We start from the raw sequence: 21459 nt of genomic DNA, 5'->3' as shown, positions 1-21459 counted from the left end.
GCCGTCGTCCGGCGCGACCCGCACCCGTACCCGCCCCCGGCTTCGCCCGGCTCGCGGGGGCCGAGGGGCCGCTGGGTGACGCGGCCGGACGAAGCCCGCGTGGGACGTGGGCCAGGCGCCCTAGGTTCGGGCCTCGTCGCCTGGTCGTCGGGCCGCCCGGGGGTGTCCGTGGAAGCGGTAGCGGCGCTCGGGCCGCCCCGCCGCCCCGTAGCGCAGGGTCACCTCGGCGCTGCCGGTGGAGTGGAAGTGCTCCAGGTAGCGGCGGGCGCTGACGCGGGAGATGCCGGCCAGGGTCGCGCACTCGGCGGCGGACAGGGTGTCCTGCGCGGTTCGCAGGGTGCGTTCGATCAGCGCGGCCGTCTCCACGCTCAAACCCTTGGGCAGGGTGGCGGGCGCCGAGGCGGGCACGGCCGCTCCGGCGAGCACCCGGTCGACATCGGCCTGACCGTGCACGACGGTGGCGAGCACACGGCCGCGCTGGACCGCGTACCGCTCAAGCCGGGCCCGCAGGTCCTCGAACTCGAAGGGCTTGAGCAGGTAGTCGACCACGCCGTGCCGGACGGCGCCGCGGACCGTGTCGGTCTCCCGTGCCGCACTGATGACCATGACGTCGCAGTCGTGTCCCGCGGTACGCAGCCGGGGGATGACGTCGAGCCCGAAGACGTCCGGCAGATACAGGTCGAGCAGGACGAGGTCGGGGTGCAGCTCGTCCACCGCGCGGGCGGCCTGTTCGCCGGTGCTGGCGACCCCCACGACCCGGAACGGCTCGACGCGGTCGACGAAGGCGCGGTGGACCCGGGCCACCATGAAGTCGTCGTCGACCACGAGTACGTCGATCGTGTCTGCCCCACCGGGCGCCCCGTTCATCGTGCCGCTCCTTCCGCCACCGCGTCGGTGAGGTGGCTGACGGTCATGCGTGCGGTGAACATCGCCCCGTCGGGGGTGTTGGTCACCGAGATCTCGCCACCGTGACGTTCGCAGACCAGCCGGGTGAGCGCCAGGCCGATCCCGCGCTCGCCCTCCTGGGCGGCCTTGGTGGTGAAGCCGTGCGAGAACACCTCCCGGGCGAGTTCGGGAGCGACGCCGGGGCCCGAGTCGCGGACCACGATCTCCACGCTGGAGGCGTCCTGCCGCAGTTCGACCTCGACCCACGCCTCGTGGCCGCCGCGCGCCCCATGGTCGCCGGGTGCCTCATGGCCGTCGAACGCCTCGCGACCGTGGGGGTCACGGCCCGCCGCCGCGACGGACGCGGCGTCGACGGCGTTGTCGACGAGGTTGCCGACCACCGTCGCCACATCGGCGGCGTCCTCCGGGGTGAGCCGGTCGAGTGCGGTCGCGTCCGAGATGCGCAGGCTGACCTTCCGTTCGGCGGCCAGCGAGGCCTTCGCCATCAGCAGGGCGGCGACCGCGGTGTCGCGGACACGGCGGCTGAGGGTGACGTCCAGCGACTGGCGGCGCTGGTTCAACGCGCGTATGTAGCGCACGACTTCGTCCTGTTCACCGATCTGGATCAGCCCCGAGATGGTGTGGAGCTGGTTGGCGAACTCATGGGCCTGCGCGCGCAGCAGCTCCGAGGAGCTGCGGAAGGATCCGATCTCCCGTTCCAGTCTTGCCAGTTCGGTACGGTCGCGCAGAGTGGTGACCGAACCGAGCGGGCGGCCGTCCTTGGCGACGGTCATCCGGTTCATCACCAGCACCCGGCCGTGCAGGACGACGACCTCGTCGCGTTCGCCGCCCGCGCCGCGTTTCCCGCGGTCGCCGTGCCCGTTCCCCGCACCCGCCGCGCTCTCCCGGTCCCCCGCCAGGACATCCCGCAGCCGTCCCTCGATGCCGAGTTCGGCGAGACTGCGGCCCACGCAGTCCGCGGGGAGGTCGAGCAGGCGCCGCCCCATGTCGTTGGCCAGCGTGAGCCGGTGCTGCGGGTCCAGCGCGATCACGCCCTCGGCGATCCCGTACAGCATCGCCTCCCGGTGCTCGGCGAGGCCGGCGATCTCGCGGGGTTCCAGGCCGAGTGTCTGCCGTTTGACGCGCCGGGCCAGCAGCAAGGAGCCGGCCAGGCCGAGCCCGCTGGCGATGCCCAGATAGGCGAGGAGGTACGAGGACGCCCCGCTCAGCCGCTGCCACACCGTCGGGTCCGCCTCGCCGATCATCACCGTACCCAGCGGCTGTCCGAGGTTCTCCTGCGTCGCGCCGAGCACCGGTACCTGGGCCACGAGTTCGCGGCTGCCGTCCAGCGTCAGCGAGCCGGACCAGCCGCGGCCGTCGGCGACCCCCGCACCGAGGGAGAGCCGGCCGCCGACCGCGGTGGGGTCGGTGGAGCTGACGATCCGGCCGTCGGCGTCGGCGACCGTCACCGAGGTGACCCCGGACTGTGTCTGCGTGGAGTTCACCAGCGGGGCGAGGGCCAGCCGCGGCGCCGGCTGTGTCAGCTGGCTGCGGGTCAGGGGGTTCGCGGCCAGCTGCTCGGCGAGCGCGATGACCCGGCGGCCCTCGACGCGGTTGAAGGTCGCCTCCGACTGGCTGAGGGAGACCGCCGCGACGGCCAGCAGCACCACCACGACGATGGCGAGCTGCAGCACCAGCATCTCGCCCGCGAGGGTCTGGCGACGGAGGACGGCGACCACGACGGACTCAATCTCTCGTGCTGACACGGCGACGAACGGCTCGGCTGCCGGCTCGCACCATCATGGCCCCCGCGCGCGGCCGGGAAAAGGGAGCGGTCCGGGGCTGACACAAAGACCACAACCTCCGTTGGTTCCGCAAGAGAGACAGCCACGCGACGCGCGGGCAATATGTGGCCCACGTCACCCTCCCCCCCCATCCAGGGCGTCCCCGTATCCCCCCTGCTCCAGTACGGGGGCGCCCCTCCCCACATCTCATCCACAGGTGGTGGAACTCGTGCGCCTGAGCGCTCCCCTCGCCCTGTTCGGGGCCGCCGTGCTCGTGCTCGTGGGACCTCCGCTGCTCACGGCCGGCAGTGGCGCCGAGACCGGCACCCAGATCCCCGGCCTGCGCTTCATGGTCCCCAACACGCCCGGCGGCGGCTACGACATCACGGCCCGTACGGCGGCGAAGAACGCCGAGGACGCCGAACTCACGCACAACATCGAGGTGTTCAACCTGCCGGGCGCCGGAGGCACCGTCGGGCTGAGCCGGCTGGTGAGCGAGCACGGCAACGGCAAGCTCGCCATGTCGATGGGTCTCGGTGTGGTGGGCGCGGTGCGCTCCAACGACGCGCCCAAGACCCTCGCCGACACCACCCCGATCGCCCGGCTCACCGAGGAGCAGGACGTCGTCGTGGTCTCCAAGGACTCCCCGTACGAATCGGTCGACCAGCTCGTGGACGCCTGGAAGGCGGATCCCGGCAAGCTGCCCGTGGGGGGCGGTTCCTCGCCCGGCGGCCCCGACCATCTCGCGCCGATGCTGATGGCGAAGGCCGCGGGCATCGCCCCGAAGGACGTCAACTACATCCCCTTCGACGGCGGTGGCGAACTGCTCGCGTCGATCCTCGGCAACAAGGTCGCCTTCGGGGTGTCCGGCGTCGGCGAGTACCTCGACCAGATCAAGGCGGGCGAGCTGCGGGTGCTCGCGGTCACCGGCCCCGAGCGGGTCGACGAGCTGGACGCGCCCACCCTCAAGGAGTCCGGCTACGACGTGGACTTCACCAACTGGCGCGGCATCGTGGCCCCGCCGGGCCTGTCCGACGCCGAACGCGACAAGCTCGTACGCCTCGTCGAGGAGCTGCACGGCTCCCCCGAGTGGCAGAAGTCCCTGAAGACGAACGGCTGGGACGACGCCTTCCTGACCGGTGCGAAGTTCGGCGACTTCCTGGACGCCCAGGACGAGCGCGTGGTGTCGGTGCTGAAGGAGCTGGGACTGTGACGACGCGGACCACCGACGCTTCCCCGACGCCGCCGACACCCCCGGCGCCCGCCGGCACGCGCCGCACCTGGCTGCGGGAGCACTCCGAACTCGGCGTCTGCGTCCTGCTGCTGGCGCTCGGCGTGCTGGTCCTGACCGACGCGCTCACCATGGACGTCGACATCACCCAGCGCGGGCCCGTGGGACCGAAGACCGTCCCGGTCGTGGTCGGCGTCGGCCTGCTCGTGATCGCCGCGCTGCTCGCCGTCGACGTCCTGCGCGGCGGCCGTGGCGAGGCGGAGGGCGGCGAGGACGTCGACCTGTCCGAACCGGCTGACTGGCGGACGGTGTCGCTGCTCGCCGGGGTGTTCCTCGGCTCGGCCGTCCTCATCGAACCGCTCGGCTTCCCCGTCGCGGGCGCCCTCCTCTTCTGGGGCGCCGCCTTCGCGCTGGGCAGCCGCCGCCTCGACAAGGACCCTCTGATCGCGGCTGTCCTCTCCCTCGTCACGTACGTCGTCTTCAACAACCTGCTCGGGGTACCGCTGCCGGGCGGCCCGCTGATGGGAGTGCTGTGACATGGACGCCCTCAACTCCCTGATGGACGGCTTCGGTACGGCCCTCACGCCGGTCAATCTGCTGTGGGCGGCCCTCGGTGTGCTGCTCGGCACCGCGATCGGCGTGCTGCCCGGCATCGGACCCGCGATGGCAGTCGCGCTGCTGCTGCCGGTGACGTACGGACTCGAACCGATCGGCGCGTTCATCATGTTCGCGGGGATCTACTACGGGGCGATGTTCGGCGGTTCGACCACCTCCATCCTGCTCAACACACCCGGTGAGAGCGCCGCCGTGGTCGCGGCCATGGAGGGCAATCCGATGGCCAAGGCGGGGCGGGGCGCGCAGGCGCTCGCGGCCGCCGCCATCGGGCACTTCGCGGGCGGCCTGATCGGTACGCTCCTGCTGGTGGCGCTCGCCCCGACGGTCGCGGACCTGGCGGTGGACATCGGCGCGCCGGACTACTTCGCCATCATGGTGCTGGCGTTCATCGCGGTGACGTCGGTGCTGGGCTCGTCCCGGATCAGAGGTCTCGCGTCCCTGCTCATCGGTCTGACCCTGGGTCTCGTCGGCCTGGACCAGATGACCGGGCAGCAGCGGCTCACCTTCGGCTCGCTGCAACTCGCCGACGGCATCGACGTGGTGATCGTGGCGGTCGGCCTGTTCGCGATCGGCGAGGCCCTGTGGGTGGCGGCGCACCTGCGGCGCAGCCCGGGCAAGCCGATCCCGGTGGGCCGGCCCTGGCTGGGCCTCGACGACCTGCGGCGGACCTGGAAGTCGTGGCTGCGCGGGCCGTTGATCGGCTTCCCGTTCGGCGCGATCCCGGCGGGCGGCGCCGAGATCCCCACGTTCCTGTCGTACGCCACGGAGAAGCGGCTGTCGAAGCACCCGGACGACTGGGGCAAGGGCGCGATCGAGGGAGTGGCGGGTCCCGAGTCGGCGGCGTCGGCCTCCGCGGCGGGCACGCTGGTGTCCATGCTGACGCTCGGCCTGCCCACGACGGCGGTCGCGGCGGTCATGCTGGCGGCCTTCCAGCAGTACGGCATCCAGCCGGGCCCGCTCCTCTTCGAGCGCGAGCCCGACCTGGTGTGGGGCCTGATCGCCTCCCTCTTCGTCGGCATGATCCTGCTGCTCGCCCTCAACCTCCCCCTGGCCCCGGTCTGGGCGAAGCTGCTGCGCATCCCCCGCCCGTACCTGTACGCGGGAATCCTGTTCTTCGCGGCGGTCGGCGCGTACGCGGTCGGCGGCGAGGTCATCGACCTGGTGATCCTGCTGATCATCGGCCTGATCGGCTTCGGCATGCGGCGCTACGGACTGCCGGTGCTGCCCGCCGTCATCGGCGTGATCCTCGGCCCCAACGCCGAGCAGCAGCTGAGGCGCGCCCTGCAGATCAGCGACGGCAGCGTCTCGGGGCTGGTCGACACCCCCTTCGCGGTGACCGTGTACGCGGTGACGGCCCTGCTGCTGATCTGGCCTCTGCTGCGAAAACTCGCGACCCGCGTCCGCGCGAGGCCCCACCCGGTCGCCAAGTAGTTGCCTCTTCCATCACTATTGTCGCTTTTACTATGTTTCATGCCTTCTGTCGCGGTGACCCGGACAGCACACCGGACCCAGAAGGAGGGTGCTGAAGGATGATCACCCAGGAGCAGATACCGGCAGTACTGGAGCATCCCGTGTACGACGCCGAGGGCAGCAAGATCGGGGACGCGAACCACGTCTTCTTCGACGATGCGACCGGCCGTCCGGAATGGGTCAGCATCAAGACCGGCCTCTTCGGCACCAGCGAGTCGTTCGTGCCGATCCGGGATGCGGTCGTGGTCGAGGACCACCTTGAGGTGCCCTACGCCAAGGGCATGGTCAAGGACGCGCCCAACGTCGACGTCGACAGCGGCGGCCACCTGTCCGAGTCGGAGGAGGTCCGGCTGTACGAGCACTACGGCATCGCCTGGGACGACGCCTGGCAGCAGGCGAACCAGGCCGGCGGGGGCGGCTGGGCCCATTCCGGCACCGCCGGGACGACCGCGGCCGCCGGCACCGGGAGCATGGACATGGCCACGTCCGAGGACGAGGCGATGACCCGGTCCGAGGAGCACATGCACGTCGGCGCCGAACGGTACGAGACGGGCCGGGCGCGGCTGCGCAAGTACGTGGTGACGGAGGAGGTCCAGCAGACGGTACCCCTGCGTCACGAGGAGGTACGCGTCGTGCGCGAGCCGATCACGGACGCCAACGCGGGCGACGCCATGTCGGGCGCGGAGATCTCCGAGGCCGAGCACGAGGTCACGCTGCACGCCGAGCGCCCCGTCGTCGAGACCGAGGCGGTTCCGGTGGAGCGGGTGCGGCTGAGCACCGAGGAGGTCACCGAGGAGGAGACCGTCAGGGGGCAGGTCCGCAAGGAACGGATCGCCGCCGACGGCATCGAGAACGACGACGAGGGCCGCCCGCGCCGGTAGTGCGCACGCGCCGCGCCGAAGGTCCGCACGCGCCGCAGGTTCGAACCCTTGAGTGGTTCGAACCTGCGGCCGTGCCGGTCGGGTCGACCGTCGTCACGAGGTTCAGCCGACGCGGTGCACCAGCTGGGTGGTCAGTTCGTAGCGGGCGCCGACGATCCGCAACGCCCCCGAGTCCACCTTGGCGGCGAGGTCGGGCTCCGCGGCGAGCCGTGAGCGGACGAGCCGTATGTTGGCGTCGATCGTCGCGTCGACGCGTGCGTCGCCCTCCGTGCCGCGGTCGATGGCCGGGCTGATCTGGTCGGCCAGGTACTGGATGTGGCGGGGCAGTTCCGCACCCGACTCGTCCGCCTCCACCGTGGCCTTCACGGCTCCGCACGACTGGTGCCCGAGCACCATCAGCAGCGGGATGCCCAGTTCGAGCACCCCGTACGCGAGGCTGCCGAGCACGGCCTCGTCGAGGACCTGGCCCGCGCTGCGGACGGTCATCAGATCACCGAGGCCCTGGTCGAAGACCAGCTCCGGAGGCACCCGGGAGTCGATACAGCCGAGCAGGAGCGCGAAGGGGTGCTGACCGGTCGTCAGTGTCTGCCGGACGGCGGGAGACTCGTCGGGATGCTTCTCGCGAAAGGTACGCCAGCGGCGATTGCCCGCCGACAGCTCCCGCAGGGCCTCCGCGGCGGTGGTGGGCCGCTTGCGCGCGGCGCCGGGGGCCGCGGCGAGCGCGGGTCCCGCGCCGGCGGTCAGCCCCGCGCCGACGACGGCGGTCCCGGCGAGAGCGGCACGCAGGAGAGAGCGCCGGGCGGTGGGCGTCGCGCCGGCGGTTATGTGGGGTGCTGGGTCAGAGATCACGGAGGGGAACGTATGTCCGCCCCGCCGCCCCTCTGTTCGGGTTGCTCAATCCTGAGCGGTTGTTGAACCACTCTTGGCCATTCCGAGAGATGCCCTTGCCCCACCCGCTCCCGCCTCGGCCCAGGATGCGCGTCGGCGCGTCGAACCGTACGCGTGCCGCCAACTGCTGACCGCGTACCACCCGACGGACCAGCTCAGGAGTACGTTGCCGATCAGGGTCTCCCTGTCGTCGCTGCGGGCCGCGTTGTAGAGGCCGGCCCCGGTGACGTAGGTGAGCAGGGTCGCAAGGACGATCCAGAGTGCGGTTCTCAAGTGCGGCCCCCAGGACGACGCGGAAACCGCCAACGTAACTACGCCCCGCGAGCCCCGAGGACCGCTGACTCCTGTTGGTGAGTTACTGATCAGGGCTGACCGGTAAGGGGTCAGGATGGTCGGCGGGCGGGCATTTCCCGCACCGAACGGATAGGGAAGTTGATGTCATGACCGACAAGCTCACTGTCAGTGTCCTCGGCACCGGGATCATGGGCGCCGCGATGGCCCGTAACCTCGCGCGGGCCGGACACACCGTCCGGGCCTGGAACCGCAGCCGGGACAAGGCCGAACCCCTCGCCACCGAGGGCGCCCACATCGCCGGCACGCCCGCCGAGGCCGTGGAGGGCGCCGATGTCGTCCTGACCATGCTGTACGACGGTCCCGCCGCGCTGGACGTGATGCGGCAGGCCTCGCCCGCCCTGCGCACGGGCACGACATGGATCCAGTCGACGACCGCGGGCATCGACAGCGTCGGCCGACTGGCCGAGTTCGCCCGCGACAAGGGCCTGGTCTTCTACGACGCGCCCGTGCTCGGCACCCGACAGCCCGCCGAGGCGGGGCAGTTGCTCGTCCTCGCCGCCGGACCGAGCGACGGCCGGGCCACCGCGGCACCGGTCTTCGACGCGGTCGGCGCCCGTACGGTGTGGACGGGCGAGGACGGGGCGGCGGGCAGCGCCACCCGTCTCAAGCTCGTCGCCAACAGCTGGGTCATCGCCGCCACCAGCGCGACCGGCGAGACCCTCGCCCTGGCCAAGGCGCTCGGCGTGGATCCGCAGAGCTTCTTCGACGTCATCGCCGGCGGCCCGCTCGACATGGGGTACCTGCACGCCAAGAGCGCCCTCATCCTGGAGGACCGGTTGTCGCCCGCCGCCTTCGCCGTGTCCACCGCGGGCAAGGACGCCCGTCTCATCGTCGAGGCCGGCGAGCAGCACGGGGTCCGCCTGGACGTCGCGGCGGCGAGCGCCGAACGCTTCGCCAGGGCCGCCGCGCAGGGCCACGCGGACGAGGACATGGCCGCCGCCTACTTCGCGAGCTTCGACGAGGACTCCGACGGGACGACCACCCGGTAGGGCCCCAACCGAGGCAGCCGAGGGCCGAGTTGGGGTGAGCCGCCCGAGCCGAGCCGCAGGACCGGCGGGCGCCGGTCAGTCCCCCGACCCCGGCCCGCCCGTCAGCATCCGCTCCAGCACGGCCCGCTGGAGGGGCAGCACCTCACCGTGCAGGGTGCGCCCCTTCTCGGTGAGGGACACGCGTACGCCCCGCCGGTCCTCGGGGCACATGCAGCGCTCCACGAGGCCGTCCTTGTCCAGGCGGCCGATCAGCCGGGACAGCGCGCTCTGGCTCAGATGCACCCGCTCGGCGATCTCCTGGACGCGGTAGGCGTTCCCGCCATCCGCGGAGGCGCCCGCGGCCAGTACGTCGAGAACCTCGAAGTCGCTGGCGCCCAGGCCGTGTTGATGCAGCGCGCGGTCGAGTTCGCACAGCGTGCGCGCGTGCACCGCGAGGATGTCGCGCCATCGGTCCACGAGCCCCTGCTCGGCCTTCTCCACAGCCGCCATGGCCGCACCTTACCAAGAGCCCGACTTTGTTGCATCGGAATTAAATGCACTTGCATTCAATGCATGCGCATGTACTGTGGCGCACATGACCTCTCCGCTCACCGCTCCCGCGTCCCAGGGACACTGGACGCCTCGCCTGTGGGGCACCCTGCTGGTGCTCTGCGCCGCGATGTTCCTGGACGCGCTCGACGTGTCGATGGTCGGCGTCGCCCTGCCGTCCATCGGTTCCGAACTGGACCTCTCCACCTCGACCCTGCAGTGGATCGTCAGCGGCTACATACTCGGCTACGGCGGCCTGCTGCTCCTCGGCGGCCGCGCGGCCGACCTCCTCGGCCGACGCCGGGTCTTCCTGGTGGCCCTCGGCGTCTTCGCCCTCGCCTCCCTGCTCGGCGGGCTGGTCGACTCCGGACCGCTGCTGATCGCGAGCCGGTTCATCAAGGGCCTGAGCGCGGCGTTCACCGCCCCCGCCGGGCTGTCGATCATCACCACGACGTTCCCGCAGGGCCCGCTGCGCAACCGCGCCCTGTCGATCTACACCACCTGCGCCGCCACCGGGTTCTCGATGGGCCTCGTCCTGTCCGGGCTGCTCACCGAGGCCAGCTGGCGGCTGACCATGCTGCTGCCCGCGCCGATCGCGGTCCTCGCCCTGATCGCCGGCCTCAAGCTCATTCCGCGCAGCGAACGCGACCGCACCCACCGCGGATACGACGTCCCCGGCGCCGTCATCGGCACCGCCTCGATGCTGCTGCTCGTCTTCACCGTCGTCGAGGCACCCGAGGCGGGCTGGACCTCGGCCCGTACGCTGCTGTCGTTCCTCGCGGTCGCGGTCCTGCTCACCGTCTTCGTACGTGTCGAGCTGCGCAGTGCGAGCCCGCTGATCCGGCTCGGTGTGCTGCGCTCCGGCGACCAGGTCCGCGCCCAGCTGGGCGCCATGATGTTCTTCGGCTCGTACGTCGGCTTCCAGTTCCTCGTCACCCTGTACATGCAGTCGCTGCTCGGCTGGTCGGCCCTGCACACCGCTCTCGCCTTCCTGCCCGCGGGCGCGCTCGTGGCGCTCTCGGCGACGAAGATGGGCGCGATCGTCGACCGGTTCGGGACGCCACGTCTCCTCGTGCTGGGCTTCGCCCTGATGGTGGCCGGTTACGCGCTGTTCCTGCGCGTCGACCTCGACCCCGTGTACGCGGCGGTGATCCTGCCGTCGATGCTGCTGATCGGCGCGGCCTGCGCGCTGGTCTTCCCCTCGCTCAACATCCAGGCCACCAACGGCGTCGACGACCACGAGCAGGGCATGGTCTCTGGTCTGCTCAACACCTCGGTACAGGTGGGCGGCGCGATCTTCCTCGCGATCGTGACGGCCGTCGTGGCGGCGAACTCGTCCGGCGGTTCCTCGCCGCAGGCGATCCTGGACAGCTACCGGCCCGGTCTCGTCGTGGTGACCGCGGTCACCCTGGCGGGCCTGCTGATCACGGCCACCGGGCTGCGGCGGCAGCGTACGCCGCGGACGACGATCCTGGTCGCCAAGTCCGACCCCGCCCCGGAAACGGCGCACAGGACGCAGGAGCAGCAGGACGACGGACGCGTGGCGGTACGCGACTGATCCCCGGCCTCGGCATCGTGCGTCCGGCGGGCTTCCTTGCCCTGCCGGGCGCACAGCTGTGACACTCCCCGTATGGGACACACCAGGGGGCGACGGATGCAGTCCGAGCGGGACGCGATCACCGTGGAGATCGGATACGCCCTGGCCAGCGCCGCGTTCGCCGCGGCCGTGCTGTTCGGAGTCCTGGCCGGCCCCGCACTGCTCCTCGACCTGCCGACGACGGTCGAGAGGGCCCTCCTCGTCACCGGAACGGCGCTCGCGACCGCCCTGTTCTTCCTACGGGTGATCTCGGTGCTGACGCGCTTCCGGCAGGGGCCTCAGCCCAGCCAGCCCGGCCGCACCAGCCCCGACTCGTAGGCCAGCACGACCAGTTGGGCCCGGTCGCGGGCGCCCAGCTTGACCATGGTGCGGCTGACATGGGTCTTGGCCGTCAGCGGGCTCACCACAAGGCGTCGCGCGATCTCGTCGTTCGACAGTCCGATGCCGACCAGCGCCATCACCTCCCGCTCCCGCCCGGTGAGTTCGGCAAGCGCGTCCGCCGCGGCCGGCTCCTTCGAGCGGGCCGCGAACTCGGCGATGAGCCGACGTGTCACGCCCGGCGACAGAAGCGCGTCGCCTTCGACCACCGCCCTGACGGCACGCAGGAGTTCCTCCGGTTCGGTGTCCTTGACGAGGAAGCCGGACGCCCCGCAACGGATCGCCTCGAAGACGTACTCGTCGAGTTCGAAGGTGGTGAGCATGACGACCTTGACGTCCGCCAGGTCCGGCGCGCCGGTGATGCGGCGCGTCGCGGCGAGGCCGTCGAGCACCGGCATCCGGATGTCCATCAGCACGACGTCGGGCCGCAGTCGGCGTACTTCCCGCAGGGCCTCCGCCCCGTCCGCGGCCTCCCCGACCACCTCGATGTCCGGCTGGGCGTCCAGCAGCGCCTTGAATCCCGCGCGGACCAAAGACTGGTCGTCGGCGAGCAGTACGCGGATCACCGGTCCTCCCCGGGCATGCGGGACTTCTTCAGCGGCAGCACGGCGAGCACGCGGAACCCTCCGTCCTTGCGCGGTCCGGCCTCGATCGTGCCACCCAGGGCCGCCGCGCGCTCCCGCATTCCGGCCAGTCCGTTGCCGCTGCCGCCCGCTTCCTCTCCGGTCGCCGGGCCGTCGTCGTCGATACGGAGCCGCAGGGCGTCGCCCGTCCGGTCGACCCGCACACGCGCGTGCCGTGACCCGGAATGCCGTACGACGTTGGTCAGCGCCTCCTGGACGATGCGGAAGGCCGCGAGATCGGCGCCCGGCGAGAGGTTCCGGCCCCCGTCCCCGCTCTCGACGGCGACGGTCAGACCGGCGCCCGCGGCCTGTTCCACGAGTTCGGGGAGCCGGTCGAGGTCGGGCGCCGGAGCGCGGGGCGCGTCCCCGGGCGTCCGGAGCGTGTCGAGCACCTGGCGCACCTCCCCCAGCGCCTCCTTGCTCGCGGCCTTGATGGTGGTGAGCGCGGTACGTGCCTGCTCCGGGTCGGAGTCGAGCAGCGCGAGGCCGACTCCCGCCTGGACGTTGATGACCGAGATGCTGTGCGCCAGGACGTCGTGCAGTTCGCGGGCGATGCGCAGCCGTTCCTCGTCGGCGCGCCGCCCGGCCGCCTGACGGCGTTCCGCCCGGTCGCGGTCCCCCTGCTCCCGGCGGGCACGGGCCAGCTCGGAGACCGCGAGGATCGCCACGATCCAGGCGGCGACGGCGACCTCCTCGCCCCACGACGACGCCGGGTCGCCCTCCGGCGGCAGCCACCGGTAGAGCCAGTGCCCCACCAGGAGATGGACCGTCCACAGGGTGCCGAGCGCGGCCCAGGCAGGTCCGCGGTGCCCTGCGACGACCGCGCTGAAGCAGGCGAGCGCGACCGTGAGGAAGACCGGTCCGTACGGGTATCCCGCGCTGAGGTAGACAAGGGCCGAGGCCGCGGTGCCGCACACCACCAGCGCCGGGTACCGCTGCCGCCACAGGAGCAGGAGTGCGCCGCCGAGGAGCAGGGCCCGCGCGAGGCCGTCGAGCTGCTCCCGCCCGGGCTGCGCCTCGGCGGCGAATGTGCTGCCGACCATGACGAACGCGGTGAGGAGCAGCGTCGAACGCCACGGCCGACGGGGACGGCCGCCGCCCTCTTCCTCCTCCCCGCGGTGGTTCCACCACGGGGGCCCGTGCCACCGGCTGCCCGGTGGACCGCCCCTGGCCCAGGGGGGTCCGCCGCACCGGCGTGTGCGCTGCTCTGCCATGCCCGCCACGCTAGACGCCACGGCCCGCCCGGGGCGTCCGCCGAGCGTGGTGATCACGCGTACTCCCGGCGGAGTACGCGCCCGGGCCCCGGGCCGACCCTCGGCGTCAGCGGCGGACTGTCAGCGGTCGATCCTGCTCAGGGCCCGCTCCGCCATCGGGTGCGAACGGACCATGTCACCCAGCGAGGTGGAGCCTCGGGTGATCCCCGCGAACGCCTTCCAGGCGGGCCGGAAACCGGTGAGCGCGGCATGGAACACTCCGGGCCGGCGCTCGAAGATCGTGAGCATCCGCCTGCCGATGCTCATCTCCACGCCCAGCCCCGCCTTGATCGCGAAGGCGTAGTTCAGCGCCTGCCGTCGCGTGTCCACGGCGTCGTGGGCCTCGGCGATCCGCACCGCCCACTCCCCCGCGAGCCGCCCGGAACGCAGTGCGAAGGAGATGCCCTCGCGGGTCCACGGCTCCAGCAGACCGGCCGCGTCCCCGCACACCAGCACCCGGCCCCGCGACAGCGGCGAGTCGTCGGCGCGGCAGCGGGTCAGGTGCCCGGACGAGACGCTGGGCTCGAAGCCCGCGAGGCCGAGCCGGGCGATGAAGTCCTCCAGGTACCGCTTGGTGGCGGCGCCTTCGCCCCGCGCCGAGATGACTCCGACGGTGAGGGTGTCGCCCTTGGGGAACACCCACCCGTAACTGCCGGGCAGCGGGCCCCAGTCGATGAGGACCCGGCCCTTCCAGTCCTCCGCGACCGTCTCCGGCACCGGGATCTCCGCCTCCAGGCCGAGGTCTACCTGGTCGAGCTTGACCCCGACGTGCGCTCCTATCCGGCTGGCGCTGCCGTCCGCGCCGACCACCGACCGCGCCAGCAGCGTCTCGCCGTCCTGGAGGACGACGGCGACCGAGCGCCGGTCGGGGACCGCCGAGCCGTGCTGTTCCACCCGCGAGACCGTGGCCCCCGTACGCAGTTCGGCGCCGGCCTTCTGCGCGTGCTCGACGAGCTGCTGGTCGAACTCCGGCCGGTTGATGAGCCCGAAGAGCATCTGCTTGGAGCGCCGCGTCCGTGTGAACCTGCCCTCCAGCGAGAACGTGACCGCGTGGATCCGGTCCCGGAACGGCAGCTCGAAACCGGGCGGCAGCGCGTCACGGGTGGGTCCGATGATGCCGCCGCCGCACGTCTTGTAGCGGGGCAACTCCGCTTTCTCCAGCAGCAGGACGCGGCGCCCCGCGACCGCCGCCGCATAGGCGGCCGAGGCGCCCGCCGGTCCCGCCCCGACCACGACGACGTCCCACACCCGCTGCCCGTCGTCCTGTCCGTCGTCCGAAGAGTTCTCGCTGCTCACGATGGTCTGCTGCTCCGATCCAGCCGCCTGCCGCACCTACTCCACGCATCCTACGGCGGCGTCCGGCGAAGACCGCTGTGGGAGGATCGGCAGCGTATGCAGCGCGCACACCCGTTCGCGCGCTCATCCGCAGCCGTACCCACTCGTACAACGTCGCACCCACGAGGAGCGTGCCCATGTCGTCGAATCCGGTCGCCGAGACCGTCGTCTCCCTGATGCCCAGGGCGAAGACGGAGCTGACCGAGCTGGTGGCCTTCGCATCGGTGGCGGACTTCGACCAGTTCCCGCGCAGCGAGAGCGAGGGCGCCGCGAACTGGGTGGCCGACGCGCTGCGCGCCGAGGGTTTCCAGGACGTCGCCCTGCTCGGCACCCCCGACGGCACACAGTCGGTGTACGGCTTCCTGCCGGGCCCCGAGGGTTCGAAGACCGTTCTGCTGTACGCGCACTACGACGTGCAGCCGCCCCTCGACGAGGCCGGCTGGGAGACGCCGCCCTTCGAGCTGACCGAGCGGGACGGCCGCTGGTACGGGCGCGGGGCCGCCGACTGCAAGGGCGGCCTGGTCATGCACCTGTTGGCGCTGCGCGCGCTCAAGGCGAACGGCGGCGTCCCGGTCGGTGTCAAGGTCGTCGCGGAGGGCTCGGAGGAGCAGGGCACGGGCGGTCTGGAGCGGTACGCCGAGGAACACCCGGAGCTGCTGGCGGCCGACGCGATCGTCATCGGCGACTCCGGGAACTTCCGGGTCGGTGTGCCGACGGTCACCACCGCGCTGCGCGGCATGACGCTCGTCCGCGTCCAGGTCGACACCCTCGAAGGCAATCTGCACTCCGGCCAGTTCGGCGGCGCGGCCCCCGACGCGCTGAGCGCGCTGATCCGCGCACTCGACTCGCTGCGCGCCGAGGACGGTTCGACCACGGTCGACGGGCTCGTGGGCTCCTCGACGTGGGAGGGCCTGCAGTACGGCGAAACGCAGTTCCGCAAGGACGCCAAGGTGCTCGACGGTGTGGAGCTGATCGGCTCCGGCACGGTCGCCGACCGCATCTGGGCGCGGCCCGCCGTGACCGTGCTCGGCATCGACGCCCCGCCGGTGGTCGGCGCCACCCCGTCCGTGCAGGCCGGCGCCCGCGCGCTGGTCAGTCTGCGCGTGCCGCCGGGCGTCGACGCCGTCGAGGCGACCAAGCTGCTCCAGGCCCACCTGGAGGCGCACACGCCGTGGGGAGCGCGGGTGAGCACCGAGCAGATCGGACAGGGGCAGGCGTTCCGTGCCGACACCACGAGCCCGGCGTACGCGGCGATGGCCGAGGCGATGAGTGTCGCGTACGACGGCGCGGAGATGCAGTACGCGGGACAGGGCGGGTCCATTCCGCTGTGCAACACGCTCGCGTCGCTGTACCCGCGGGCGGAGATCCTGCTGATCGGGCTCAGCGAGCCGGAGGCGCAGATTCACGCGGTGAACGAGAGCGTGTCGCCCGACGAGCTGGAGCGGCTCGCCGTCGCGGAGGCGCTGTTCCTGCGGAACTACGCGGCGGGGTGAACCGGGCACGCCCCGACTCGGGCGTGCCCCGGGATTCCGGGGGCTGCGCCCCCAGACCCCCCATCGGCCTGAACGGCCTCGTCCTCAAACGCCGGACGGGCTGAACGGCACACGCCGGACGGGCTGAAAATGAGCGTTCGCTATCCCTGGGGCACCCCTGCCTCCAGGTACAGCGCCGCCCCCCGCTCCCTCGCCTGCAGTGCCCAGCGCAGTCGCTCGTAGCGGACGGGCGGCAGGAGCGTGGCGGCCTCCTCCTCGGTGACGAAGCGCCAGCCGCGCAGTTCGGGGCCCGGCAGCAGCATCTGCCGGGCCCCGACGGCGTCCAGCCGGCCGCCGTCGTAGAGGAGGCGCAGACCGCCGTAGCCGGGGGGCACCGGGGGTTCCCAGTCGACGACCAGCAGCCGGGGGACTTCGGTGAGCCGGATGCCGGTCTCCTCGGCGACCTCGCGGATGCCCGCGCGCCCGGGTGCCTCGCCGGATTCGACGACGCCGCCGGGGAACTCCCACCCGGCCTTGTACGTCGGGTCGACGAGCAGCACCCGGTCCTGCTCGTCGAAGAGGAGTACCCCCGCCGCGACGGTCTCCGAGGTCGGTTCGGGGGTCTGCACGATGTCGCAGACCGGCACGGATCCGCTGTGCACGGCCTCGGCGACGCGCACGGCGGACTCGTACGGGGTGAGTGTGCCGTTGTCGACGGGGTGGGCGTCGGCGGAGAGCCAGCCGGCGAGTGCGGCGCGGTAGGGCTCGATCTGGTCGTACGACCACTGGCGCACCCGCATCTCCCCGTCGGGGAGGTCCGGCGGGACCTCCCGGCCGGCTATTCGTTCGCGCAGGATCGTTTCCGCCGGGGCGAGAAGCACATGGCGTACCGCGATCCTGCGGGACGCGAGTCCGCCGAAGATCTCGTCGCGGTAGTCCTGGCGGAGCAGGGTCATGGGGACCACGAGCACGCCCCCGAGTTCGGAGAGCATCGCGGCGGCCGTGTCGACCACGAGCCGCCGCCAGATCGGCAGATCCTGGAAGTCGCCGACCTCGGCCAGGCGCTTGGCTGGCAGCAGGTGCGCCAGCCCGGTGCCGATCAGCTCGGGGTCGAAGAGTGTGCTGTTCGGGATCAGGTCGATCAGTTCCCGTGCGGTGGTGGTCTTCCCCGCACCGAACGCACCGTTGATCCAGACGACAATCACTAGTACTCCAGGGTGGGAAGGCCGCTTTCCAGCGGCGGAGCCGGATTCGCCGGTTCGTCTGGGAGAGGTAGGGGAAAGGAGGGGGTCCACAGCCCTGCTCCCACCACCTCCTTCTCCCAGACTCCCTGCAGATGCCTACGATCCGCTCTTCCATCGCGAGCGTCACCTCGCTGTACGTACCCTCCACACCGGGCAGCTCATGCCAACTGGTGACCGCATAGACGGTGGCGATGGTGACCTTGCCGGTCTTGCGGTCGGTGCGGTGGCGCTTCATCCGGACAGCCTGGCAGGTGCCGGGGAAGAGCAAGTTACTGACCGGTGGCGCCCTTGATCCGGCGGATCTCGAAGTGGCCGTGGCCGCTGCCCCAAAGTGGGCCAGGGACCGTGTCGCCACCGGAGGAGGTGCTGTTCCATACCTGTGCCGCGCTGTACTTCCGTACTTCCGTTTCGGAGGCCCCGGACTACCCGCACTCATTCCGCAGGTGTACCTGCACTACGACCCTCTTACTGCGAATTACTGCGAAGCAAAGACGGCAGCCCGGCCCGCTACCGAGACAGCGCATGGACTTCCTCACGACGTCGACCTCGCCGAGGTCCGTATCGGCGGCCCGGCGGCCTTCGCCGGGCTGCTGCCGGCCCGCCGTACGGTCCTCGTCCTCGCCGCTTCGGATGCCGTCGCCTGCCTCCCGCTCGCGGAGCGGCTGCGGGCATGGGCCCGGATCGGCCGGGTCGACGCGCACCTGCACGCCCGTCTGCCCGCCCGAGCGCGCCGCGGACCTTCAGTGCCCGATGCCGTCGGGGATCTCGGATACGACCAGGGCTCCAGGTACTACCTGCCCCGTTGCCGCCCACCGGGAACAAGATCTCGACAGCGTCAGGCACTTACGCGGGATCCGGTTCCGGCCCCACCTGATCGACGGCTGCCTCACCGCCACCGGCTTGACCCTCGCACCACCGACCCCACCCTGAAAACCTCAGTAGGAGCCGTCCTTCACGGCGAGGATGTTGGTCAGGCGGATATCGGGGGCGTCGGCGAGCAGGGAGTCGCCGACCTCGCCGAGGGCGGCGGGGATCTTCCCGTTCAGGTGTTCCTGGCGGCCCGCCTCATCCTCGAAGGTGTCGAAGATGCCGAAGGTGTTGTCGTCGACCTGGAATGCGTACCAGGTGCGGGTAGCGGGTTCGTCGGCCACGATCTTGCCCCCGCTCTCCAGAAACGCCGCGAGCTCGTTCTCACTGCCCGGCTTGGCCTTCAGCAGTGCCAGCACACCCAGCTTGAGCGTCATGTCGTCGTCCTTCGTTCTGCCAGACATCTCGTCCGGAGGGCTTGTTCATGGTGGACGGTGCGGGGACAAGTGATCGTTCCGCACCGCTTACTGATGAAGGTACGGGGACCGTGATCCGTCCTGAAGTGGCGGAAGCGACTCCTTCAGTACTGTTTCCGTCATGCGCATTGCTGTTGCTGTTGTTGACGGAATTTTCGACTCCGGACTCTGCGCCGTCCTTGATGTGCTCGGAGCGGCCAACACGCTGGGGAGGGAGCAGGGGTCGGACTCTGTCCCGTTCGCCGTAAGCACCGTGAGCGTCGGTTCGCAGGTCCGCACGGGCAACGGACTGCTCCTGACAACCCGGCCCCTTGCCCAACTGACCGACACCCCAGACCTGTTGCTGCTGCCTGCGGTCGGGCTCGAAAGCGTCGACCGGATCATCGCGAGTGTGCGGTCGGACGCCAACGCGTGGGTTACGGCGCTCGCACGCGAGGCACACGCGACCGGGGCCGAACTCGCAGCCGCGTGTACCGGCAGCTTCTTCCTGGCGGAGTCCGGAGTTCTTGACGGGAGACGCGCCACCACCAGTTGGTGGGCGGGGCCGGCCTTCCGCGCCCGCTACCCGAAGGTGCACCTGGACGACTCGCGAACCCTGGTCCACGACGGCCCCGTCACCACAGCGGGCGCGGCCTTCGCGCACATCGACCTCGCGTTGTCCGTAGTGCACCGCTACAGCCCGACCCTGGCCGATACAGTTGCCCGATATCTCCTGATCGGGGACCGTCCCTCGCAAGCCGCTTTCGCCGCTCCAACCCTGCTGGCCCAAGCCGATCCTGTAGTAGCCGCGTTCGAGCGCTGGGCACGCGACCACATGTCCGACCCACCTTCACTCAGGACAGCTGCCCAGGCTCTGGGTATAAGTGAACGGACACTGCAGCGCACCACCCAGTCGGTGATCGGCATGTCACCTCTGGACTTCGTCCAGGAAATCCGCCTCGACGAGGCGACATTCCTGCTGCGCACCACATCCCTGAACCCTGACGCCATCGCTGACCGTGTCGGCTACCGCAACACCAGCACTTTGCGGAAACTGGTCCGCCGCCGCCGGGGCACAACCCTGCGGGCCCTACGCCAAGGAGGCACGGACCAGGACTGACGACAGTCAAGGCGAGCGGAGCTGCGCGAAGCCGCCCAGATCGCCGCCCGAGCCAATGAGCTCCAGTACTGCAACGGTACTTGTCATGTCGACCAGTGCAGGATGTGGTCGACCGGGGTGGGACGGCGGCCGGTGAGTCGGGTGATCAGGCGCCTGATTTCGGCAACGCTGAGGTGGATGAGCTGGGGGGGAATCCGTTTCTGCTCTGTCCGCGTCCAGTTCTCCGGCTCGCAGGACAGTCAGGCAGGCGTGGGCGGCCATGGCCGAGCGGCGCGGCTGGAGGACGGCACGAAGGTGGGGACCGACGGGCCCAGGACCGGATCCTGCCCGGCTACCGAGCGGCGGACCGACCTTCGAGTGGGTCGGCTGAACACGCGGAACACCGCGTTCAGTCGGTTCGACTCCACCCGGGCACCACTGGTTGTACCGAGTTCGGCACTCCAGCGTCCCGTAACGAAGTCCGCCATCATGTCCCGAGCCTGCACCTCTAGGGCCGCCGTCCATGACAGCTTCCCGGAACCGGCCACTGAGGCACCATCAGCCCGCTACGCTCGAAAGACTGCGTCTGACCAGCGGGAATGGTGAAGTACCACTGGAGTACTAGCGCAGCTCCGTGACCGCCATGTGGAGTTCGTCGAGGGCGGCGCGGGTGAGGGGTGCCAGCTCGCCGGGGTTCGCATCTCGGGCGGGGTCGGTCCATCGGGCGAATCCGGTCCTGAACGCGAGGACGCCGAGCTCCGCAGCCACCTGCGCCACGGCCTGGGGGACGCCCCGGCCCCGCAGCGCGTCGGTCATGACCGCGGCCATGCCTGTGCTCTTCGACGCATCGCGCTGCTTCAGCTCGTCGTTCGCCTCGACCGCCGCGTGCATCAGCGGCCCGAGCTCACGGTTGAAGGAGGTCATCTGCATCGAGGCGCGCTCCAGGCCCGCCGCGACGGCCGTCATCGGTGTCGCGTCAGGGGCGACGGCGCTGATCCCTTCGGCCAGCAGGCGGCTGAGAGTCTCTTGCCCTGCCGCGAGCATCTCCCGCTTGTCGGCGAAGTGGCGGTGGAAGGTGCTCCGCGTGAGCCCGGCGCGCTCGGCGATCTGGGCCACCGTCGTGTCGTCGTAACCCTTCTCGGTGAACAACTCAAGCGCCGCCACGATCAGGCGCTGGCGCGCGTCCGGCTTCCATCTGGGCATGCGGCCATCCTAGTCGATGCGACAGGTGTCGCATCAGACGTATGGTGATGCGACATCTGTCGCATCACATTGAGGAGCCAGCCATGCGTGTCTTCATCACGGGCGGAACCGGGCTGATCGGCTCGGCCGTCGTCGCCGAACTGCTCGGCGCGGGCCATACGGTCACCGCTCTCGCCCGTTCCAACGCTTCCGCTGCACACGCCGAGGCCGCCGGCGCCAAGGTACTGCGGGGTGAACTCACCGACCTCCGGACGCTGCAAACCGGCGCCCAGGAGGCGGACGGCGTCATCCACCTCGCCTTCGGCAACGACTTCACCTCACCCGAGGCCCTCGCGCGGTGCGTCCGCGAGGAGCAGGAGGCCCTCGCC

General features: G+C 71.0%; 21 protein-coding genes. 10 read left to right on the top strand and 11 right to left on the bottom strand.

The window, feature by feature from the left end:
- Window positions 1-120 precede the first annotated feature (120 nt).
- Together ACH4DZ_RS27610 and ACH4DZ_RS27605 are read right to left on the bottom strand one after the other, a co-directional pair.
- The gene (locus ACH4DZ_RS27610) at window positions 121-867 is read right to left on the bottom strand and encodes a response regulator (protein ID WP_398290045.1); all 747 of its coding nucleotides are present in this window, start codon (window positions 865-867) and stop codon (window positions 121-123) included.
- A complete protein-coding gene (locus ACH4DZ_RS27605) occupies window positions 864-2585 on the bottom strand; it encodes an ATP-binding protein (RefSeq protein WP_398290362.1) in 1722 nt (573 codons plus the stop codon). Before ACH4DZ_RS27605 ends, ACH4DZ_RS27610 begins: the two co-directional genes overlap by 4 nt.
- Before the next feature lie 313 nt (window positions 2586-2898).
- On the opposite strand from ACH4DZ_RS27605, the gene ACH4DZ_RS27600 reads away from it, so the two are divergent.
- The 4 genes from ACH4DZ_RS27600 to ACH4DZ_RS27585 all read left to right on the top strand — a co-directional run bounded on the left by ACH4DZ_RS27600 (window position 2899) and on the right by ACH4DZ_RS27585 (window position 6866).
- Window positions 2899-3882 carry a Bug family tripartite tricarboxylate transporter substrate binding protein gene (locus tag ACH4DZ_RS27600; RefSeq protein ID WP_398290361.1) on the top strand — a complete coding sequence of 328 codons (984 nt, stop codon included), beginning with the start codon at window positions 2899-2901 and terminating at the stop codon, window positions 3880-3882.
- Entirely contained in the window at window positions 3879-4436 is a 558-nt protein-coding gene (locus ACH4DZ_RS27595; RefSeq protein ID WP_398290044.1) for a tripartite tricarboxylate transporter TctB family protein, read from the top strand. Before ACH4DZ_RS27600 ends, ACH4DZ_RS27595 begins: the two co-directional genes overlap by 4 nt.
- A gap of 1 nt (window position 4437) precedes the next feature.
- The gene (locus ACH4DZ_RS27590; protein WP_398290043.1) at window positions 4438-5946 is read left to right on the top strand and encodes a tripartite tricarboxylate transporter permease; all 1509 of its coding nucleotides are present in this window, start codon (window positions 4438-4440) and stop codon (window positions 5944-5946) included.
- A 98-nt stretch (window positions 5947-6044) separates the two neighbouring features.
- Entirely contained in the window at window positions 6045-6866 is an 822-nt protein-coding gene (locus tag ACH4DZ_RS27585) for a DUF2382 domain-containing protein (RefSeq protein ID WP_398290042.1), read from the top strand.
- A 102-nt stretch (window positions 6867-6968) separates the two neighbouring features.
- Here ACH4DZ_RS27585 and ACH4DZ_RS27580 read toward each other — a convergent pair whose 3' ends face one another.
- Together ACH4DZ_RS27580 and ACH4DZ_RS27575 are read right to left on the bottom strand one after the other, a co-directional pair.
- Window positions 6969-7715: a carbonic anhydrase gene (locus tag ACH4DZ_RS27580; protein WP_398290040.1), complete on the bottom strand. Its 747-nt coding sequence runs from the start codon at window positions 7713-7715 to the stop codon at window positions 6969-6971.
- 45 nt (window positions 7716-7760) lie between these two features.
- Window positions 7761-8027, bottom strand: coding sequence for a hypothetical protein (locus ACH4DZ_RS27575; RefSeq protein WP_398290039.1), 267 nt, complete (start codon window positions 8025-8027; stop codon window positions 7761-7763).
- A 167-nt stretch (window positions 8028-8194) separates the two neighbouring features.
- Between ACH4DZ_RS27575 and ACH4DZ_RS27570 the strand changes: the two genes are divergently transcribed.
- Window positions 8195-9097 carry an NAD(P)-dependent oxidoreductase gene (locus tag ACH4DZ_RS27570; protein WP_398290038.1) on the top strand — a complete coding sequence of 301 codons (903 nt, stop codon included), beginning with the start codon at window positions 8195-8197 and terminating at the stop codon, window positions 9095-9097.
- A gap of 75 nt (window positions 9098-9172) precedes the next feature.
- Here ACH4DZ_RS27570 and ACH4DZ_RS27565 read toward each other — a convergent pair whose 3' ends face one another.
- The gene (locus ACH4DZ_RS27565; RefSeq protein ID WP_398290037.1) at window positions 9173-9586 is read right to left on the bottom strand and encodes a MarR family winged helix-turn-helix transcriptional regulator; all 414 of its coding nucleotides are present in this window, start codon (window positions 9584-9586) and stop codon (window positions 9173-9175) included.
- An 85-nt stretch (window positions 9587-9671) separates the two neighbouring features.
- Between ACH4DZ_RS27565 and ACH4DZ_RS27560 the strand changes: the two genes are divergently transcribed.
- Both ACH4DZ_RS27560 and ACH4DZ_RS27555 read left to right on the top strand, forming a co-directional pair.
- The gene (locus tag ACH4DZ_RS27560) at window positions 9672-11183 is read left to right on the top strand and encodes an MFS transporter (RefSeq protein ID WP_398290036.1); all 1512 of its coding nucleotides are present in this window, start codon (window positions 9672-9674) and stop codon (window positions 11181-11183) included.
- Window positions 11184-11255: 72 nt separating this feature from the next.
- Entirely contained in the window at window positions 11256-11540 is a 285-nt protein-coding gene (locus ACH4DZ_RS27555; protein ID WP_398290035.1) for a DUF6332 family protein, read from the top strand.
- Here the strand turns inward: ACH4DZ_RS27555 and ACH4DZ_RS27550 are convergent.
- The 3 genes from ACH4DZ_RS27550 to ACH4DZ_RS27540 all read right to left on the bottom strand — a co-directional run bounded on the left by ACH4DZ_RS27550 (window position 11501) and on the right by ACH4DZ_RS27540 (window position 14772).
- A complete protein-coding gene (locus tag ACH4DZ_RS27550) occupies window positions 11501-12166 on the bottom strand; it encodes a response regulator (protein ID WP_398290034.1) in 666 nt (221 codons plus the stop codon). The two genes, ACH4DZ_RS27555 and ACH4DZ_RS27550, sit on opposite strands and share 40 nt — an antisense overlap.
- Window positions 12163-13446, bottom strand: coding sequence for a sensor histidine kinase (locus ACH4DZ_RS27545; protein ID WP_398290033.1), 1284 nt, complete (start codon window positions 13444-13446; stop codon window positions 12163-12165). Before ACH4DZ_RS27545 ends, ACH4DZ_RS27550 begins: the two co-directional genes overlap by 4 nt.
- Window positions 13447-13557: 111 nt before the next feature.
- A complete protein-coding gene (locus ACH4DZ_RS27540; protein WP_398290032.1) occupies window positions 13558-14772 on the bottom strand; it encodes a geranylgeranyl reductase family protein in 1215 nt (404 codons plus the stop codon).
- A gap of 176 nt (window positions 14773-14948) precedes the next feature.
- Between ACH4DZ_RS27540 and ACH4DZ_RS27535 the strand changes: the two genes are divergently transcribed.
- Complete coding sequence (locus tag ACH4DZ_RS27535; RefSeq protein WP_398290031.1) at window positions 14949-16304, top strand: dipeptidase; 1356 nt, start codon at window positions 14949-14951, stop codon at window positions 16302-16304.
- A 140-nt stretch (window positions 16305-16444) separates the two neighbouring features.
- On the opposite strand, the gene ACH4DZ_RS27530 is transcribed toward ACH4DZ_RS27535, so the two are convergent.
- Window positions 16445-17488, bottom strand: a complete 1044-nt coding sequence (locus ACH4DZ_RS27530) for an NUDIX domain-containing protein (RefSeq protein ID WP_398290030.1) — start codon at window positions 17486-17488, stop codon at window positions 16445-16447.
- Window positions 17489-18462: 974 nt separating this feature from the next.
- Window positions 18463-18771, bottom strand: a complete 309-nt coding sequence (locus ACH4DZ_RS27525; RefSeq protein WP_398290029.1) for a putative quinol monooxygenase — start codon at window positions 18769-18771, stop codon at window positions 18463-18465.
- Between the two features lie 160 nt (window positions 18772-18931).
- Here ACH4DZ_RS27525 and ACH4DZ_RS27520 point away from each other — a divergent pair, with 160 nt between their 5' ends.
- Window positions 18932-19909 (top strand): GlxA family transcriptional regulator, encoded by a 978-nt coding sequence (locus tag ACH4DZ_RS27520; protein ID WP_398290028.1) that lies wholly within the window; start codon window positions 18932-18934, stop codon window positions 19907-19909.
- A gap of 600 nt (window positions 19910-20509) precedes the next feature.
- Here the strand turns inward: ACH4DZ_RS27520 and ACH4DZ_RS27515 are convergent.
- Window positions 20510-21091, bottom strand: coding sequence for a TetR/AcrR family transcriptional regulator (locus ACH4DZ_RS27515; RefSeq protein WP_398290027.1), 582 nt, complete (start codon window positions 21089-21091; stop codon window positions 20510-20512).
- A gap of 83 nt (window positions 21092-21174) precedes the next feature.
- On the opposite strand from ACH4DZ_RS27515, the gene ACH4DZ_RS27510 reads away from it, so the two are divergent.
- On the top strand, window positions 21175-21459 hold a 285-nt coding region (locus ACH4DZ_RS27510; RefSeq protein ID WP_398290026.1), incomplete at its 3' end, for an NAD-dependent epimerase/dehydratase family protein.

The sequence above is a fragment of the Streptomyces sp. NPDC017991 genome, assembly GCF_044328075.1.
Lineage (GTDB): Bacteria > Actinomycetota > Actinomycetes > Streptomycetales > Streptomycetaceae > Streptomyces.
Note: the sequence above shows the minus strand (reverse complement) of the source record. Positions and strands in the feature narration are given on the sequence as shown.

What these genes read in the sequence shown, in the direction of transcription:
- ACH4DZ_RS27610 (WP_398290045.1), bottom strand. Translation starts at nt 867, where the DNA reads ATGAACGGGGCGCCCGGTGGGGCAGACACGATCGACGTACTCGTGGTC.
- ACH4DZ_RS27605 (WP_398290362.1), bottom strand. Translation starts at nt 2,585, where the DNA reads ATGCTGGTGCTGCAGCTCGCCATCGTCGTGGTGGTGCTGCTGGCCGTC.
- ACH4DZ_RS27590 (WP_398290043.1), top strand. Translation starts at nt 4,438, where the DNA reads ATGGACGCCCTCAACTCCCTGATGGACGGCTTCGGTACGGCCCTCACG.
- ACH4DZ_RS27585 (WP_398290042.1), top strand. Translation starts at nt 6,045, where the DNA reads ATGATCACCCAGGAGCAGATACCGGCAGTACTGGAGCATCCCGTGTAC.
- ACH4DZ_RS27570 (WP_398290038.1), top strand. Translation starts at nt 8,195, where the DNA reads ATGACCGACAAGCTCACTGTCAGTGTCCTCGGCACCGGGATCATGGGC.
- ACH4DZ_RS27565 (WP_398290037.1), bottom strand. Translation starts at nt 9,586, where the DNA reads ATGGCGGCTGTGGAGAAGGCCGAGCAGGGGCTCGTGGACCGATGGCGC.
- ACH4DZ_RS27560 (WP_398290036.1), top strand. Translation starts at nt 9,672, where the DNA reads ATGACCTCTCCGCTCACCGCTCCCGCGTCCCAGGGACACTGGACGCCT.
- ACH4DZ_RS27555 (WP_398290035.1), top strand. Translation starts at nt 11,256, where the DNA reads ATGGGACACACCAGGGGGCGACGGATGCAGTCCGAGCGGGACGCGATC.
- ACH4DZ_RS27535 (WP_398290031.1), top strand. Translation starts at nt 14,949, where the DNA reads ATGTCGTCGAATCCGGTCGCCGAGACCGTCGTCTCCCTGATGCCCAGG.
- ACH4DZ_RS27525 (WP_398290029.1), bottom strand. Translation starts at nt 18,771, where the DNA reads ATGACGCTCAAGCTGGGTGTGCTGGCACTGCTGAAGGCCAAGCCGGGC.
- ACH4DZ_RS27520 (WP_398290028.1), top strand. Translation starts at nt 18,932, where the DNA reads ATGCGCATTGCTGTTGCTGTTGTTGACGGAATTTTCGACTCCGGACTC.
- ACH4DZ_RS27515 (WP_398290027.1), bottom strand. Translation starts at nt 21,091, where the DNA reads ATGCCCAGATGGAAGCCGGACGCGCGCCAGCGCCTGATCGTGGCGGCG.